This window comes from Sphingomonas sp. CFBP 13714 (genome assembly GCF_014842205.1).
GTDB lineage: Bacteria > Pseudomonadota > Alphaproteobacteria > Sphingomonadales > Sphingomonadaceae > Sphingomonas > Sphingomonas aerolata.
This window is the reverse complement of the sequence record NZ_JACYVG010000002.1, coordinates 424,577-440,943: the sequence shown is the minus strand read 5'-3', so window position 1 is coordinate 440,943 and position 16,367 is coordinate 424,577. Positions and strand designations below refer to the sequence as shown.

Below are 16,367 nucleotides of genomic sequence, written 5' to 3'. Positions count from 1 at the left end.
GCACCGCGCGGTCATGACGTCGTCACCGTCGTCGCGGACTGGCGCGGGGCGGGGCGGATCATCGTGAGGCGGCCGAGCACCGCGCCGCCGCGATCCGCGACCGCCACGTCGATCCGCAAGACGGACGAGCCGCCCATCGCGCGCACCGAGCGCGTCCAGGCCCAGCGGCGCCCGCCATTGGTCTCGGCGCCGGTCACGGTCCCGGCGGTCGGCGGCTGCGCCTGAGTCACCGCGTCTATCGCTACGTTGCGCGCCACCATCTGCGCGACCAGCGTGTCGTCGAGGATCGACGCGCCGCGGATCGTCGCACTCTCCAGCCTTACGAGCGCCATCGCCGCGAGGCTGAACACCGCAAGCGCGACCATGATTTCGATCAGCGTGAACCCGCGATCGGTTTCGGCGCGCATCGCCGCGCAGGGCAATTCACCGCGCATCGGTGCGCACGTATGAGGATCAGCGCGCATCGGCGCGCACGGTGCCATCGGCGTCGATCGTCACGGTCGCGTTCGCCCCGCCACGGCTGAGCGTCACGACGGCGGGCCGGTCGACCAGCCCGGTCGGGTCGAAGGTCACGCGGACGCGGCCGCTCATGTCGCCGATCACCGCGCGCGTGCCGTCGTTCCAGCGTTCGACGCGCATCGGTTTCTCGCTGATCGGCGTCCAGCCGCCCGCGAGCCGCTGGTCGAAGCCATAGCCGCCGCCGGTGATCCAGACGCTGACCGGGCGTGCCTCGACGATCGCCGAATCATGCGCCGCACGCGTCCGCGCCGCGAACCGCGTCGCCTCGTCGAACACGCGGCCGCGCGGATCGGGCATCACAAAGACCGCCACCGCCGATGCGAGCCCTATGATCGTCACCACGACCATCAGCTCGACCAGCGTGAAGCCGTGTTCGGCGCTAAGCCGGGACCTACTGCCAGCTGCCAATATCGGCATCGATCCCCTCGCCGCCTTCCTTGCCATCGGCGCCGAAGGTCCAGACGTCGGCCTCGCCATGCGTGCCCGGCGAGGCATAGAGATACGGGCGACCCCAGGGATCGTTCGGCAGCTTCTTGAGATAGCCGCCACGCTGGTAGCGCGACGGATCGGTCAGCCCGGCGGGCGCGGTGACGAGTGCGTTCAGCCCCTGCGACGTGTTGGGGAAGGTCATGTTCTGGAGCTTGTAGAGCTCCAGCCCGCCCTCGATCTGCGCGATGTCGGCCTTCGCCTTCTGGATCCGCGCGGTATCGCCCGAGGGCAGCACGTTGAGCGCGACGATCGTTGCGAGCAGGCCGATGATGACGATGACCACCATCAGCTCGACGAGCGTGAAGCCCGCTTCACGACGCTTCTTCTTCTCTTCCGGACGCATACAAAACCTCATTGGCCTGCCAGCGTGTTGAGCTGGAGGATCGGGAGCAGGATGGATAGCACGATCGTCGCGACGATGCCGCCCATCACGACGATGATCAGCGGTTCGAGCAGCGACAGAGCGGTAGCGGTGAAGCGGTCGAATTCGCGCTCGAGATAGTCGGCGGCGCGTTCGAGCATCTCGTCGAGCCGCCCCGCCGCCTCGCCCGACGCGGCGAGATAGGTCAGCAGCGGCGGGAACACGCCCGCGCGCCGCATCGCCGCGGACAGGCTGCCGCCGCCGCGGATCGCGTCGACGATCTGGTCCGACGCGAGCCGCAGCCGACGGTTGTGGATCGTGCTCGCGGTCAGGTTGAGCCCGTCGAGCAGCGGCAGGCGGCTCGCAACCATCGTCCCCAGCGTCCGCGCCATCCGCGCCGCATGCAGGTCGCGCAGCAGCCGCCCGAGCATCGGGATCCTGAGCAGCCAGCTGTCGAAGGCGAGCCGGAAGCCCGGATCCTTCAGCGCGCGCCACAGGATCAGCCCCGACAGCAGCAGGACCAGCGCGATCACCCACCAGTATCCGACGAGGAACGCCGAGAACGCCATCACCATCCGCGTCAGCAGCGGCAGCTCCTGCCCGACCGTGTCGAACTGTTCGACCACCTGCGGCACGACGAACATCATCAGCGCGGTGACCACCCCCATCGCGACGAGCGCAAGGATCGACGGATAGGCGAGCGCGGTGATCAGCTTGCCGCGGATCTCCGCCTGGCGTTCGAGCAAAGCCGCGAGCCGGTCGAGGATCGTCGGCAGCGACCCCGAACTCTCGCCCGCCGCGACCATCGCGCGGTAGAGCGGCGGAAAACTCTTGGGCTCGCGCGCCATCGCATCCGCCAGCCGCCGGCCCTCGACGACGCCCGCATGGACGTGCTGGACGATCGCGCGGACGCTGTCCTGTTCGGTCTGGCGCGTGATCGTGCGCAGCGATTCCTCGAGCGGCGACACGCGGTTGAGCGTGGCGAGCTGGCGCGTGAACAAGGTCAGGTTCTTGCCCGACATCTTGGGCTTGCCGAGCTGCAACCCGAACAGCGGCCGTCCCTTGGTCGCCTGGGGCGGCGCGCCCGGGCTGATCTTGACGACGTAGAATTTGCGCGCGTCGAGCGTTGCGCGCGCGAGGTCGATGTCCGCCGCGGCGATATGGCCGCGGCGCTCGGCGCCCTTGGTGTCGATCGCGACATAGTCGAAATCAGCCATGCGGGTTGCCCGGGTGCCGCATTATCCCGTTCGTTACGAGCGAGGTCGAGAAACCGTCACCGCGCGCGCGGACAGGAGTTTCTCGACTGCGCTCGAAACGAACGGAAGGCCAGAGGAGCATCATGCCGCCGCCACCTCGACGACTTCGGTCGTGTCGCGGCGCGAGACGCGGACCGCTTCCTCCGCCGTGGTCTGTCCCGACAGGACGAGCTCGCGCGCCGACTGCGCCAGGTTCGGCGACTTGGCAAAGGCATGCGCGGTGATGTCGGATTCGGCGCCGTCGGTATTGATCAGGCGGCGGATCGTGTCGTCGATGCGGACCGCCTCGAACACGCCGATCCGGCCCTTGTAACCCGTCTGGTTGCAGTCGTCGCAGCCTTGCGCGACGTACACCACCTGGTCCGGGGCGATGCCGAGCAGCGGTGCGACCGTGTCCGATGCGGGTACCGCCTTGCGACAGGTCGGGCACAGCCGCCGCACCAGCCGCTGCGCGATCACCGCGCGGAGCGTCGAGGCGAGCAGGAAGCTCTCGACCTTCATGTCGCGCATTCGCGTGATTGCGCCGATCGCGTCGTTGGTATGGACGGTCGACAGCACGAGATGCCCGGTGAGCGACGCCTGCACCGCAATCTCGGCGGTCTCGCGGTCGCGGATTTCGCCGACCATCACCACGTCGGGATCCTGACGCAGGATCGCGCGCAGCCCCGCCGCAAACGTCAGCCCGACCTTGGGATTGACCTGAGTCTGGCCGACCCCGTCGACCGCGTATTCGACCGGATCCTCGACCGTCAGGATGTTGCGGCTGCCGTCGTTGAGCAGGCGCAGCGCGGCGTAGAGCGAGGTGGTCTTGCCCGAACCGGTCGGCCCGGTGACGAGGATGATCCCGTTCGGCTCGCTCAGCGCCTCGTTCAGCAGCGCGAACAAGGCGGGCGGCAGGCCGAGCGCCTCGAGGTCGATGCCGGCATTCTCCTTGTCGAGGATACGCAGCACGACGCGTTCGCCCGCCCGGCTCGGCAACGTCGAGACGCGGACGTCGAGCAGCTTGCCGCCCAGCGTCAGCCCCATGCGGCCATCCTGCGGCACGCGGCGCTCGGCGATGTCGAGCCGCGCCATGACCTTGATGCGGCTGACGACGACCGGCGCGACGTTGGGCGGCATGCGCAACGTCTCGCGCAGCACGCCGTCGATGCGCATGCGTACGACGAGCCCGGTCTCGTACGGCTCGATATGGATGTCGGACACGCCATTGCGCGCCGCGTCCGCGATGATCCCGTTGATCAGCCGGATCGCGGGCGCGTCGTCGGCGGTGTCGAGCAGATCCTCCGCGGTCGGCATGTCGCCCGCGAGCAGATCGAGCTCGTCACCCATCCCGACCGCGGCGAGCGCATTGGCCTGGCCGTCCATCGCATAGACGTTGGACAGCAGCCGGTCGAACGCGGGCGCCTCGACCGTGCCGATCGCGAACGGGCGGCCGAGATAGCGGCGTAGTTCGAGCAGCACCTTCGGGTCCGCGCCCGCGCGCATCGCTATCGTGAGCGGCGAATCGGGGTCGGTGTGGTCGACGACGACGCCGAACTTGCGCGCGAAGGCATAGGGGATGGTGATCTGGGGGAGTGCGACATCAAGCCCCTCCCCTTCAGGGGAGGGGCTAAGGGCGCCCAGTTCATGCCCCTCGCGGATGATCATTTCTTCACCGGCCGGAAGACCGTGCTCGTGCTGCGCACCGGTACCGCGATCCGCGGATCCTCGATGCTGCCGGGGATCGGCGCGGACGGGATCGGCGGCGCCGCGCCCATGTAATCGCGCACCAGCTGATCGATCGACGGCTCGCGCTCGGGCTCGGCGAGCCCCTGCTGCAACCGCAGATAGCCGTAACGCTGTTCGGTGATCCGCCGGCTGTCGCCCGCGGTGCGCAGGATCGTCGGCCGGATGAAGATCATCAGATTGGTCTTCGACCGCTGCTTCGCCTTCGACGTGAACAGGTGGCCGAGCACCGGCAGGTCGCCGAGCAGCGGGATCTTCTCGATCGTGCGGCGCTCGTTGTCGTCGAGCAGGCCGCTGATCACCGCGATCTGGCCGTCGTCGACGGTCCGCACCGTCTCGACCTCGCGCTTGTTGAGGATCAGGTCGCTATTGTCGCTCGACACCGGCCCGGCGATCGAACTGACCTCGAGCCGGAGGTTGAGCTTGACCGTCCCGCTCGAGTTCACCTGCGGTCGCACGGTCAGCTCGATCCCGACATTCTGGCGTTGCGTGGTGCGGAACGCGTTGTCGAAATTGTTCGACAGCGCCTGCCCCGTGGTGATCGGGATCTCCTGCCCGACTAGGCTGTGCGCCTCCTGATTGTCGAGCGTGACGAGGTGCGGGACCTGGAGCAGGTTGGACGTCGTGTCGCTCTTCACCGCGTTGATGATCGCGCCGAAGAAGGTGCTGCCGATCTTGCCGCCAAAGCCACCGAACCCGCCGGTCGCGGCGAGGATCGAGCTGATCGCGGATTGCTGGAGCGTGTCGGCGGCGCTGCTGGTGTTCTTCGTCACCGTCGTGCTGCCGTCGGTGTTCGTCGTCGTCGTGGTCGAGGTATTGAGCTGCGTCGCACCGATCGCACCCGCGATCTGCAGGATGTTCGGCGCGGAATTGGAGAAGGTCGACGCGCCGAACGCGCCGCCGCTGGGATCCCCGACGATGAACTGCGCGCCGAGCGTCCGTGCGGTGGTGTCCGAGACCTCGGCGACGATCGCCTCGACCAGCACCTGTTCGCGGCGCGTGTCGAGCTGGCGGACCACCTCGGCGAGCTGACGCTGGATCTCGGCGGGCGCGGCGATGACGATCGCGTTGGCGCCGATGAAGCGCGTGACGACCGCGGCGGTGCGCCCGCCCGCGGCGGTGATCGCGGGCTGGCCAGAGCCCGATCCCGATGATCCGCCGCTCGACTGGACCGGCTGGCTCACCTGCGCCTGCTGGGTACCGCCAAAGCCCGATCCGCCGCCATTGCTGCCACTGCTGCTGTTCGCGCCGAAATTGGAGCGCGACAGCGGCTGGCTGCTCGGCTGGGTCGGGGTCTGCCCGACCAGTTCCTGCAGCACCGGCAGCAATTGCTCGGCATCGGCGTTTTCAAGGAACACGACCTTGATCTCGGTGCCGTTGCGCGCCTTCTGGTCGAGGTCGGCGGCGACCTGCGCCAGTCGCGCGACCGTGGTCGGATCGCCGCGGAGCGCGACCGCGTTCGATCCCTCGACCGCGACCACCGACGCGGTCGGTCCCGATCCCGCGCCGCCGCCCTGCGCGCCGCCCGCGGCTCCGCCGGTGCCGATCAGACCCTGCAGCGCGGTCGCGATGTCGCGCGCGCTCGCATTCTTGAGCGCGACGACGCGCGTCGACGAGGTGTCGGTGTCGACCCGGCGGATGACCTCGCGGATGCGGCGGATATTGTCGGCGAAATCGACCACCACCAGGCTGTTGCCGCCGCGGTTCGCGGTGACCGACCCCTGCGCGCTGACCAGCGGCCGGACCGTGTCGACCGCACTCGCCGCATCGGTCGCGCGCAGCCGGATGATCTCGGTGACATAGCTGTTGCGCGCCGCCCCCGCGACGCCGATCCGGCTCGGCTGCGACGCGGCATTGTCGAGCGGCTGGACGCGGAACGCCCCGTTCGAGGTCGGCACCGCGACCAGTCCGTTGGCGCGCAGCGTGGACAGGAACACCTCGAAATATTCGGACCGGCTGAGCGGCCGGTCGGTGACGACGGTCACCTTGCCCGACACCCGGTTGTCGATGATGAAGGTGCGCCCCGTGACCTTGGCGGCATCGGCGATGAACGCGCGGATATCGGCGTCGCGGACGTTGAGCGTCGTCTGCGCGCGCACTTCCGCCGCCAGCGTCAGCGCCAGCACCGGAGCAAGGACCGAGGCGAAAACCAGATTCTTCATTGCAGCCTTGGTCTTGGAAAGGGGAAGGGAAGCGAGAGTCATGCCGGAGATCATTGCGGGGGCGCAATCGTGATGGCGAGCGGCAACGTATCCTTGCCACGTTCGACGGTGATGGGCACGTTGCCGCCCTGCGCGAAGTCGGCGGCGATGCGGTCGAGATCGCCCGGCCCGGTGACGGGACGCCCGCCGATCGAGGTGACGATGTCGCCGTCGCGCAGCCCCGCCTGGCGGAATGCGTTGCCCGAGCCCTGCGACCGGACCGTCAGCCCGCTGACGCGGCCGCCGTCGATCCGCGGAATGAAACCGATCTCGCTGCGCAACTGGCCGATCGCGATGCCCGCGCCGCCTGGCGGAGGCGCCGCGCCCGGCGCTGCGCCGGTCGGGGATACCGGCGCGACCGCGTCGGACTGGTCGAGGAACAGGTCCTCGTCGACGCCGCCGCGATCGATCGTGACATGGTCGAACGCGACCGCCTTCAGTCGGACGCCGGGCTGGATCTCCTCGCCTACGACGATGCTGGTCTGGACACTGTCCGCGCCCGCGATGATCGCCGAGCTCCGACCCGTCGCATCGTCGATCCGCGTCCCGAACAGCGTCAGCTGCAGCGCGGTGACGGTCGCGGGTCCGGCGCCGGCGGGCGCGCCCAGCCGGAAAAATGGGTCGAAGCTGCGCAGGATGTCGGCGTTCGCCCCCGCGGGTGCGATCGCCGCCGGGCGCCACGCGCCGAGCGGCGTCACCGGTGCCACCGCGACCCAGATCAGCCGCGCGCATTGCACCGCCAGCCCCGCCATCAGCGCGAGCTCGGCGGCGGAATATACCGTGATCACGGGCAGCCGCCGCAGGATACGGCGCGCACGTGCGTCGATCGTCAATCGCATGAGCGAACCCCCTCCCGACGCGGTGCCGCCGCCATTGGCGCCCCCAATGGCGCTAGGCATGCCATGTTACAGTTACGCGTCAATCTGGCGATAGATTTATGCCGCGCTGGCGCAAGCGCGGATTGCCCGGCAAAACAGCATCATGGTCACCCCCTCCACCGACACGCCGCCCGCCCGCTCTCCGGTCTCGCTCGGCAGCGGCCTGCCCGCCGAGCCGGTCGTCGCACGGCTGACCGCGGCCCCCGGGGTCCAGCGCGTGCCGAGCCCCAAGCTGACGCTGTTCCTCAACCGCGGCTTCCTGTCGCCTGCGCTGTGCGCCGCGCTGCTCGAACGGATCGACGCCGTCCGCCGCCCGTCGACGATTTCCGATTCGAACGGCGATGCGAGCTACCGTACGAGCGAAACGGGCGACCTCGACCCCGCCGATCCGGTGGTGATCGATGTCGAGGCGCGGATCGCCGCGCTGACCGGGCTCGACGGCATCTATGGCGAACCGCTCCAGGGGCAGCGTTATGCGGTCGGGCAGGAGTTCAAGGGACACACCGATTATTTCGAGCCGACCGGTGTCGACTATGACCGCTATTGCAGCGTCGCGGGCAATCGCACCTGGACCGTGATGGTCTACCTCAACCAGCCCGAGGCGGGCGGCGCGACGCGGTTCAAGGCGATCGACAAGATCGTCCAGCCCGAGACGGGCAAGCTGCTCGCCTGGAACAACCGCCGGCCCGACGGAACGCCCAACCCCGCGACGCTCCACCACGGCATGAAGGTCCGCAGCGGCGTCAAATACGTCATCACGAAATGGTACCGCGAGCGCCCCTGGGGGTAACCGTCCCTACCCCGGTATCCCGGGCTCGACCCGGGATGCGGAGCCACGCAACGTGCCGCCCGCGACCCTGGGTCCCGGCGTTCGCCGGGAGGACGGAGGCGGTGTACGCCACGCTACCCCAACATCGTCATCCCGGGCTCGACCCGGGACCCAGAGCCACGCAGCGCGCCGCCTGTGACCCTGGGTCCCGGCGTCCGCCGGGATGACGGGGCGGTGCTAGCCCCCCCGGCCCAGCCCCGCCGCCACCCAGCTTCAGAACGTCGTGCTCAGCCCCAGCGTGAACACCCGGCCAAGATTGTAGCGGTTGATGAACACCTGCGCGCCATTGTCGAAGGTCTGGCCTTCCTGGAACCGCGTGCCGGTCAGGTTGCGCGCTTCGGCCTTCAGCTCCCATTTGCCGCCGACGAGCTCGAAGCCCTGCCGTGCGACCAGGTCGAGGCGGATGCCGGGCTTTTCGATGATGTCGGGCTGGAAGCCGACGCCGCTGAGGTTCGACGGGCCGCGGTTGGTCACGCGGTTGCTTGCATAGTTGAACAGCAGCGTGATTGCCGACAGCGACGCCGTATCTTCGAGCCCGACCTGGACGTTGACCAGATGATCCGACTGGCCGGTCAGCGACGCGCCGTCGCGGAACTGGAGCGAGGCCGGACCGAAGCCCGCCTGGCACCCGCCGAGCGTCTGGTTGAGCACGTTCGGGACGCAGCTATTGTCCGCGGTGATCGACGACTTCGAATAGGTGTAGTTGGCGATGAACAGCGCGCGCCGCGTCGCGAAGAAGTCCGAATTGAGGAAGTCGAGGTCGAAATATTTCTGGAGCTCGACCTCCGCGCCGTACAGCGTCGCCTCGGGCAGGTTGGTGAAGCCGGTCTGCAGCCGGTCGTCCGCGCCGGTGTAGAAGCCGACCTGCTCGACCGGGTTCTTGATCTCCTTGTAGAAGCCGCCGAGCGTGAAGCGCTGGTCGCGCGCAAAGAACCACTCGTAGCGGCCCTCGAGATTGTAGAGCTCCGAGTCCTTCAGCAGCGGGTTGCCGAAGAACAGACGATCCGATTCGGGATCGCGGAACTGCTGCGGCGCGAGCTCGCGGAACTGCGGGCGCGAGATCGTCTTCGACGCGCTCGCACGCAGCTGCATGTTGTTCGCGAAGTTGTAGGTGAGCGTCGCGGCGGGCAGGAAATAATCGTTCTTCAGCCGCGTCGTCGTCGTGCCGATCGGCGTCACCTGCTCCTCGGCGGTCTCGTAGCGGACGCCGATCGTCGCGCGGACGCCGTCGGTCGCCTCGGCCTCGGCCTGGACATAGCCCGCATGGATGCGCAGCGACGCGTCATAGGCATAGGCGCCGAGCGGTGTGCTGAACTGCAGCTGGATCTGGTTCGCGTTGAGCGAATCGATCCCGAGCAGATAGTCGGGACGCAGCAGGTTGTACGGATAGCCCGGCGCGGTGCCGCCGCCCGCGGCGGTCTGATAGTTGAACTGGAGGCGCGTCGAATTGCGCTTCGTGTCCGAATAGAAATAGCCGGTCGACAGCGTCATCGGCCGCTCGGTGTCGAGCTTGTACGACAGGTCGCCCTGCCCGGTGTAGAGATCCTCGTTCAGTTCGCTGAAGATGATCGATGCGAACGGCGTGAAGCGCTGGGTCACCTGGTACGCGCCGTTGCACTGCGCGCCGTCCGAGCCATTGGGCGCCTCGACGCTGATCGGCAGGCCGGTCGTGGTGGTCGCCGAGCACAGATAGTCGAACTGCCGCTCGTACGGCGCGTTGCGCTTCGAATTGGCATAAGCGCCGCGCGCGTCGAATTTCAGCGCGTCGGTCAGCTTGAATTCGCCGACCAGCTGGCTCTCGAACAGCTGGCGTTCGAACCAGTTGGTGTTCTGCTGGAAACGCAGCCCGCTCGAGTTGTTGTAGACGGTCGCCGACGATCCGCGCGCCTGCTTCAGCGTGTCGTGGATATAGACGGTGGTCGAGCGGATCGTGTTCGGGCCGAATTCGTACCCCAGCCCGATCAGCGCGTTGGTGACGATCCGGTTGTCGGTCAGCAGCGTCTGGAAATCGTTGCGCAGCGTGCCGTCGGTCGACACCGAATCCTGCTGAGTCGACGAGCGCGTGCGGAACGTGTTGCTCGCGCTCAGCGATGCGATGATGCCCAGCCGGTCGGAGCCGAAGTCGAACACCGATCCGCCGCTCAGCTCGCCCGACCAGTTGGCCGGCAGCTGGTTGTTGCGCTGGAGCAGCGTCGTGTTCGCATTGGTCAGCTGCGCGACCTGGTCGGTCGGGATGATCCCGGTGCCGCCGGGCGCGTTCTTGATGAAGGCGGGCACCTTGCGCGCGCCGTCGTCGAAGCCGATCCAGTCCGCATCGCCGCCATAATAGGTATAGCCGAGCTCGCTGGTCGTCACCGTGTCCGCGGAGATCGACCCGCCGATGCTCAGGAAGTTCTTCTCGGGGATCGCCTTGGTCGTGAGGTTGATCACGCCGCCGCCGAATTCGCCGGGATAGTTCACCGAATAGGTCTTCTGGACCAGCGCCGAGCCGACGATCGCGGTCGGGAAGATGTCGAGCGGAACCGAGCGGCGGAGCGGCTCTGGGCTCGGCAAGGGCGAACCGTTGAGCAGCGACGACGAATAGCGATCACCAAGGCCGCGGACATAGACGAAGCCGCCGCCGACGACGCTGAGGCCGGTGACGCGCGTCAGTGCGCCGGCGATGTCGCCCTCGCCGGTCCGTGCAATGTCCGCGCTCGACAGCACCGAGACGATCTGTGCGGTCGCGCGCACTGTGTTCGGGATGTTGCGCCCGACGACGACGATGTCCTCGCCCGCCGCGGCGTCATAGCCCGGGCTCGAGACCTCGACGCCGGCTTCGGGTGCGGCCTGTGGTGTGGCCTGCTGTGTGGTCTGCTCTTGGGCCGTCGTGCCCGGCGTCGCGGCATTGGTCTGGTCCGCCTCGGCCTGCGGCGTTGCGGCGGGCCGCGGCGGTGCGGCCGGCGCGGGCGCGGTCTGCGCGAGCGCAGCGGGCGCGACCAGCGTCGAGGTGAGGAGGAGCAGTGTTCCGTAGGCGCGGCGCTTGGACATGGCCTGTAATCCCGATTCGTAAAGTCATAGGCGAATACCGGGACGGTCCCCCAAGGACCGCCCCGGCATCACGGCGCATTCAGATCGCGCCCGCCTCAGCGGCCCTGGCAGGCGAAGTAGACCGAGCTGAACGCGGGCGGTCCGACGTCCTGCAGCGCGGCATCCGCCGGCCGGACCGTCGTGCGGCCGCCCGTCGTCTGCTCGCCAGCGATCATGTTGACGCAGGCGACGTTCGCCGGGGTCTTCACGACGCCGTTGACGAAGGTCATGTCCGCACCACCACGCAGGCGGATCGCGGCCGGGGCCAGCGCGGTCTGGATGAAGGTGAAGTTGGCGTAGCGGCCGAACGTGCGCGGCAGCAGGTCCTCGGCATTGTTCGAATCGATCTCGGTCGAGAAGGAGTCGGCGGTCGCACCGAGCGTGCGCTGGGCGGCGATCATGAACTGGATAAACCCGCGATAGCCATTGTCGATATCGAAGCCGTCATCGTCCGCGCCGGTGATCGCGATATACTTCAGGTTGCTCGTGCCGCCGAAGATCTCGATGCCGTCATCCGCCGAATTGTGGCTCTGGATGTGGTTGAGCGTGGTGCCCGAGCCGGTGCCGCCGAGCGTCAGGCCCTGAAGCTCGTTGCCGTCGCTGATCGCGATGCCGCTGTAGCGGATCTGGACGTACTGCATCGTGCCGCTGCTGTCGGCGGCCGTCGGGCCACCATAGAAGCGCCCGGTGACACCCTCGATCGCCTGCTGGCAGGTCGTGCTGCTGCCGGCGGCATTGTTCGGGCCGGTGCCGGTGGCGCAGACCGCGACCGGTGCGCGGCCGAGCATGACGATCCCGCCCCACTGGCCCTGCGTCGCGTCGCTGACGCCGTTCGACGCCAGGTTCTGCTGCGAGGTGAAGACGATCGGCGCGGTGGCGGTGCCGACCGCGTTGATCTTCGACCCGCGGTTGACGATCAGCAGGTCGTTGGTCGTCTCGCTCGAATCCGCGGCGATCACGACGCCGGCCTCGATGTTGAGGATCGCGCCATTGTCCGCACCGGTCGTGCCGACATCGGTGCCGATCTCGGTCTGGCCGCGCAGGCGATAGAAGACGCCGGCGATCTTCGGCAGCGTCAGCGTGCCGCTGATCACGGTCGGCAGACGGCAGGCGCGGAACGTCGCGACCAGGCCGTCATCGGTCGTGCCGGTCGGGCAGACGCTCGTCGCGGTGACCGCGCCGACCGAAGGCACCGCGGTGCAACGTGCGCCCGAGCCGCCGAATTCGGCCGAGGTCGAGTTGCAGGTCCAGCCCTGGAACGCGGTGTCGGTCGGGCCGTTGAGCGCGCCGACGAAGTTCGTGCTGGTGAAGAAGCTGTTGAGCGTCGACGGATCCATCGGCGTGGTGAGCGACGTCGCCGAGGTCGGATACAGGCCGTTCAGGCCGGTGCTGACGCCGCTGACATTGTTGTTCGTGCCGGCGTTGACGACTGCGAGCTGCTCGTCAGGCGTGATCGTGATGGTGTTGACCGTGGTCGGGGCGGCGAACTGTGCCGCGGTGATCGCGCTGGGCGTCGGCGTCGGCGTGGGGGTCGGCGTCGGGGTCGGCGTTGCCGGCGGGATCACGATGGTGCCCGCACCCGGCGACGCGACGCTGTCCGCGCCTCCGCATGCCGACAGCGCCGCACAGGCGGTGCTGGTCAGCAGGATAAGGCCGATGCGCTTGAAGCTGGTCATTCACGGAACTCCCGGTCGATCATTGATTGCGTGGATCGACTCGGGTCCCCCTGCCGATCTCTCAACGGCGGTTAGGGGGCGTAGATGACAGCGAGATGCGGTTTCGATGACGGCTGAGTGACGGCGGTGTTTCAGCAATGTGACACCAGGGCCGCGAGGTACGCGCCGAGCCGGGGCGGGACGACGGCGGACGGTATCGCGGGGGCCCGGGGTGCATCACCCCGCTTTCGCTGCGCGGCACAATGATTTAAGGGGCACGGACGCTAGCAAGGCCCTTATCCGGGCAATCCCGCGGATTTCACCGCGATTACAGGAATTTTCGACGAGTATGGCCTCTTTCAAGGACCCCGGTTTTCAGGAACGTACCGCCTCGGCGAACGACGCGAAGCTGAAGGCGCTCGAGAAACTGCGCGCCAAGCCTGCGATCGATCCGGCGGTCGCCGCCGAGCGCGCCGCCGCCCGCGCCGCCAAGGAGGAGGCCGAGCGCGCCAAGCGCCAGGCCAAGCGCGATGCCGAAGAGGAGGCCAAGGCCGCCAAGAAGGCTGCAGCTGCCGAAGCCGCAGCCCGTGCGCTCGAGGCCGAAGCCAAGTCGCAAATGTCCGACGCCGACAAGAAGGCGCTCCGCGACGCCAAATATGCGGCGCGCAAAGCCAAGAAGAAGTGAGGAAACGGCCGGGGATTTCCCCGGCCTTTTTCTTTTGCGCCGGGATTTTCGGCCGCTGCCTCGCCTTACCGTCAGCCTGACGAACGTCAGGACCTAGAGTCACAAGCACCACCGCCCGCAACTCTGGATCCTGGATCAAGTCCAGGATGACGAAGGCGGGTGACGCTTACCCCACACACATCGTCATCATGACGAACGTCAGGACCCAGAGCCACGAACGCCAACGCGCGTGGCCCTGGGTCCCGGATCAAGTCCGGGATGACGGAAGGGGCGAAGCCCCCCGCCCTCAGGCTGCGAGTGCGTCCTGCTCCTCGGGCGCGAGCCGGATCATGTAGTCGAATGCCGCCAGTGCCGCCTTCGAGCCTTCGCCCATCGCGATCACGATCTGCTTGAACGGCACCGTCGTCACGTCGCCGCCCGCGAACACGCCGGGGATCGACGTCTCGCCGCGGTGATCGACCTCGATCTCGCCGCGCATCGTCAGCGCGACCGTGTCGGTCAGCCATTCGGTGTTCGGCACCAGCCCGATCTGCACGAAGATCCCCTCGAGCTCGACCTGATGCAGCGTGTCGTGGTTGCGATCCTTGTAGCTGAGCCCCGTCACCTGCTTGCCGTCGCCGAGCACCTCGGTGGTCATCGCCGAGGTGACGACCTTGACGTTGGGCAGGCTGGCGAGCTTGCGCTGAAGCACCGCATCCGCGCGCAGGTCGCTGTCGAACTCGATCAGCGTGACGTGCGCGACGAGGCCCGCCAGGTCGATCGCCGCCTCGACGCCGCTATTGCCGCCGCCGATCACCGCGACGCGCTTGCCCTTGAACAGCGGGCCGTCGCAATGCGGGCAATAGGTCACGCCCTTGTTGCGATACGCCTCCTCGCCCGGCACGTTCATCTGACGCCAGCGCGCGCCGGTCGACAGGATCACGGTCCGCGCCTTCAGCGACGCGCCGCTCGCGAGCTGCACCTCGTGCAGGCCGCCGACCTGAGTCGCGGGGATCAGCTTGCTCGCGGTCTGCAGGTTCATCACGTCGACGCCATATTCGGCGACATGCTGCTCCATGTGCGCGACGAGCTTTGGCCCCTCGGTATGCGCGACCGAGATGAAATTCTCGATCGACATGGTGTCGAGCACCTGACCGCCGAAGCGCTCTGCCGCTATTCCGGTGCGGATGCCCTTGCGCGCGGCATAGATCGCCGCCGCCGCGCCGGCGGGGCCGCCACCGACGACGAGCACGTCGAACGGATCCTTGCCCGCGATCTTCTCGGCCGCGCGCGCGGTGCTGCCCGTGTCGAGCTTCGCGACGACCTGCTCGACGCTCATCCGGCCTTGCGCGAACGGCTCGCCGTTGAGGAAGATCGCCGGCACCGACAGGATGTTGCGGTTCGTGACCTCGTCCTGGAACACGCCGCCCTCGATCGCGACATGGCTGATCCGCGGGTTGATCACGCTCATCAGGTTCAGCGCCTGGACCACCTCGGGGCAGTTCTGGCAGCTGAGCGAGAAATAGGTCTCGAACGCGAAATCGCCGTCGAGCCCGCGGACCTGCTCGATCACCTCCTGCGTCAGCTTCGACGGATGCCCGCCGACCTGAAGCAGCGCGAGCACCAGCGAGGTGAACTCATGCCCCATCGGAATACCGGCGAAGCGCACGCCGATATCGGTTCCAGCGCGGCGGATCATGAAGGACGGGCGGCGCTTGTCGTCATCCTTGCGGACCATCGTCACCGAATCGGACAGCGCCGCGATCTCGGTCAGCAGGCCCTCAAGCTCTCGCGACTTGGCGCCGTCGTTGAGCGAGGCGACGAGTTCGATCGGCTGGACGATGTTCGCCAGATAGGTCTTGAGCTGCGCGGTAAGGTTCACATCGAGCACGGACGCTCTCCTGTCTGGTGAAAGGGACGCGCGGCAGGCTGCCGTCGCGAAAATCGTCACCCCGGACCGGGTCCGGGGTCCACCGTGCCGCACGACATCAGGGCGTCATGCGGCAGGGTGGCTGCCAGACCAAAGTCCGGCAGGCCGGGGAAGGAGCGAACCCCTCCCCCTTTGGTGACGAAGCCGGGCGACCGGCTCCGTCAGTGGCTCAGATCTTGCCGACGAGATCGAGCGACGGGGCGAGCGTGGTCTCACCCTCTTCCCACTTGGCGGGGCAGACCTCGCCGGGGTGCGCTGCGATATACTGTGCGGCCTTGACCTTGCGCAGAAGTTCCATCGCGTTGCGGCCGACGCCTTCCGAGGTGATCTCCATCAGCTGGATCACACCCTGCGGGTCGACGACGAAGGTGCCACGATCGGCCAGGCCCTGGCCTTCGCGCATCACGTCGAAGTTGCGCGTGATGGTGCCCGACGGATCGCCCAGCATCGTGTAATCGATCTTGCCGATCGCCGGCGACGTGTCGTGCCAGGCCTTGTGCGAGAAATGGGTATCAGTCGACACGCTGTAGACCTCGACGCCCATCTTCTGGAACGCGGCATAATTGTCGGCCAGATCCTCGAGCTCGGTCGGGCAGACGAACGTGAAATCGGCCGGGTAGAAGAAGAAGACCGCCCACTTGCCCGTGACGTCGGCGTCCGACACCTCGATGAACTTGCCCTGGCGATAGGCCTGGGTGGTGAACGGCTTCAGCTGGGTGCCGATGATCGACATGGGGTAGCTCCTTAGAATTGTGCGACGCATCATATATGGGATGCTGCGGCGCAGCGTG

Annotated in this window: 13 protein-coding genes; 2 read left to right on the top strand and 11 right to left on the bottom strand. The window is 67.7% G+C overall.

Annotated elements, in window-relative coordinates:
• Positions 1-11 precede the first annotated feature (11 nt).
• From gspI to IFT54_RS06445, 7 genes are all read right to left on the bottom strand, one after another.
• A complete protein-coding gene (gene gspI, locus IFT54_RS06475) occupies positions 12-434 on the bottom strand; it encodes a type II secretion system minor pseudopilin GspI (protein ID WP_244648629.1) in 423 nt (140 codons plus the stop codon).
• A gap of 19 nt (positions 435-453) precedes the next feature.
• Complete coding sequence (locus tag IFT54_RS06470) at positions 454-936, bottom strand: GspH/FimT family pseudopilin (protein ID WP_183935286.1); 483 nt, start codon at positions 934-936, stop codon at positions 454-456.
• On the bottom strand, positions 911-1,351 hold the full coding sequence (gene gspG, locus IFT54_RS06465; RefSeq protein WP_031395041.1) for a type II secretion system major pseudopilin GspG: 441 nt from the start codon (positions 1,349-1,351) through the stop codon (positions 911-913). The genes IFT54_RS06470 and gspG overlap by 26 nt, the downstream gene beginning before the upstream one ends.
• 8 nt (positions 1,352-1,359) lie before the next feature.
• On the bottom strand, positions 1,360-2,586 hold the full coding sequence (gene gspF / locus IFT54_RS06460) for a type II secretion system inner membrane protein GspF (RefSeq protein ID WP_037532279.1): 1,227 nt from the start codon (positions 2,584-2,586) through the stop codon (positions 1,360-1,362).
• A gap of 120 nt (positions 2,587-2,706) precedes the next feature.
• On the bottom strand, positions 2,707-4,272 hold the full coding sequence (locus IFT54_RS06455) for a GspE/PulE family protein (RefSeq protein WP_192070002.1): 1,566 nt from the start codon (positions 4,270-4,272) through the stop codon (positions 2,707-2,709).
• On the bottom strand, positions 4,269-6,512 hold the full coding sequence (gene gspD, locus IFT54_RS06450) for a type II secretion system secretin GspD (protein ID WP_192070001.1): 2,244 nt from the start codon (positions 6,510-6,512) through the stop codon (positions 4,269-4,271). Before gspD ends, IFT54_RS06455 begins: the two co-directional genes overlap by 4 nt.
• Positions 6,513-6,562: 50 nt before the next feature.
• A complete protein-coding gene (locus IFT54_RS06445) occupies positions 6,563-7,450 on the bottom strand; it encodes a type II secretion system protein N (protein WP_446740662.1) in 888 nt (295 codons plus the stop codon).
• Positions 7,451-7,532: 82 nt separating this feature from the next.
• Between IFT54_RS06445 and IFT54_RS06440 the strand changes: the two genes are divergently transcribed.
• Positions 7,533-8,219, top strand: a complete 687-nt coding sequence (locus IFT54_RS06440) for a prolyl hydroxylase family protein (RefSeq protein ID WP_192070000.1) — start codon at positions 7,533-7,535, stop codon at positions 8,217-8,219.
• Between the two features lie 252 nt (positions 8,220-8,471).
• Here IFT54_RS06440 and IFT54_RS06435 read toward each other — a convergent pair whose 3' ends face one another.
• Both IFT54_RS06435 and IFT54_RS06430 read right to left on the bottom strand, forming a co-directional pair.
• Entirely contained in the window at positions 8,472-11,288 is a 2,817-nt protein-coding gene (locus IFT54_RS06435) for a TonB-dependent receptor domain-containing protein (RefSeq protein WP_056680319.1), read from the bottom strand.
• A 95-nt stretch (positions 11,289-11,383) separates the two neighbouring features.
• On the bottom strand, positions 11,384-13,003 hold the full coding sequence (locus tag IFT54_RS06430; protein ID WP_031438961.1) for a hypothetical protein: 1,620 nt from the start codon (positions 13,001-13,003) through the stop codon (positions 11,384-11,386).
• Between the two features lie 328 nt (positions 13,004-13,331).
• Here IFT54_RS06430 and IFT54_RS06425 point away from each other — a divergent pair, with 328 nt between their 5' ends.
• Positions 13,332-13,667: a DUF6481 family protein gene (locus IFT54_RS06425; RefSeq protein WP_031396424.1), complete on the top strand. Its 336-nt coding sequence runs from the start codon at positions 13,332-13,334 to the stop codon at positions 13,665-13,667.
• Between the two features lie 286 nt (positions 13,668-13,953).
• On the opposite strand, the gene ahpF is transcribed toward IFT54_RS06425, so the two are convergent.
• Positions 13,954-15,537, bottom strand: a complete 1,584-nt coding sequence (gene ahpF, locus IFT54_RS06420; protein ID WP_192069999.1) for an alkyl hydroperoxide reductase subunit F — start codon at positions 15,535-15,537, stop codon at positions 13,954-13,956.
• Positions 15,538-15,745: 208 nt separating this feature from the next.
• Positions 15,746-16,309, bottom strand: a complete 564-nt coding sequence (ahpC, locus tag IFT54_RS06415) for an alkyl hydroperoxide reductase subunit C (protein ID WP_031396422.1) — start codon at positions 16,307-16,309, stop codon at positions 15,746-15,748.
• Positions 16,310-16,367 lie beyond the last annotated feature (58 nt).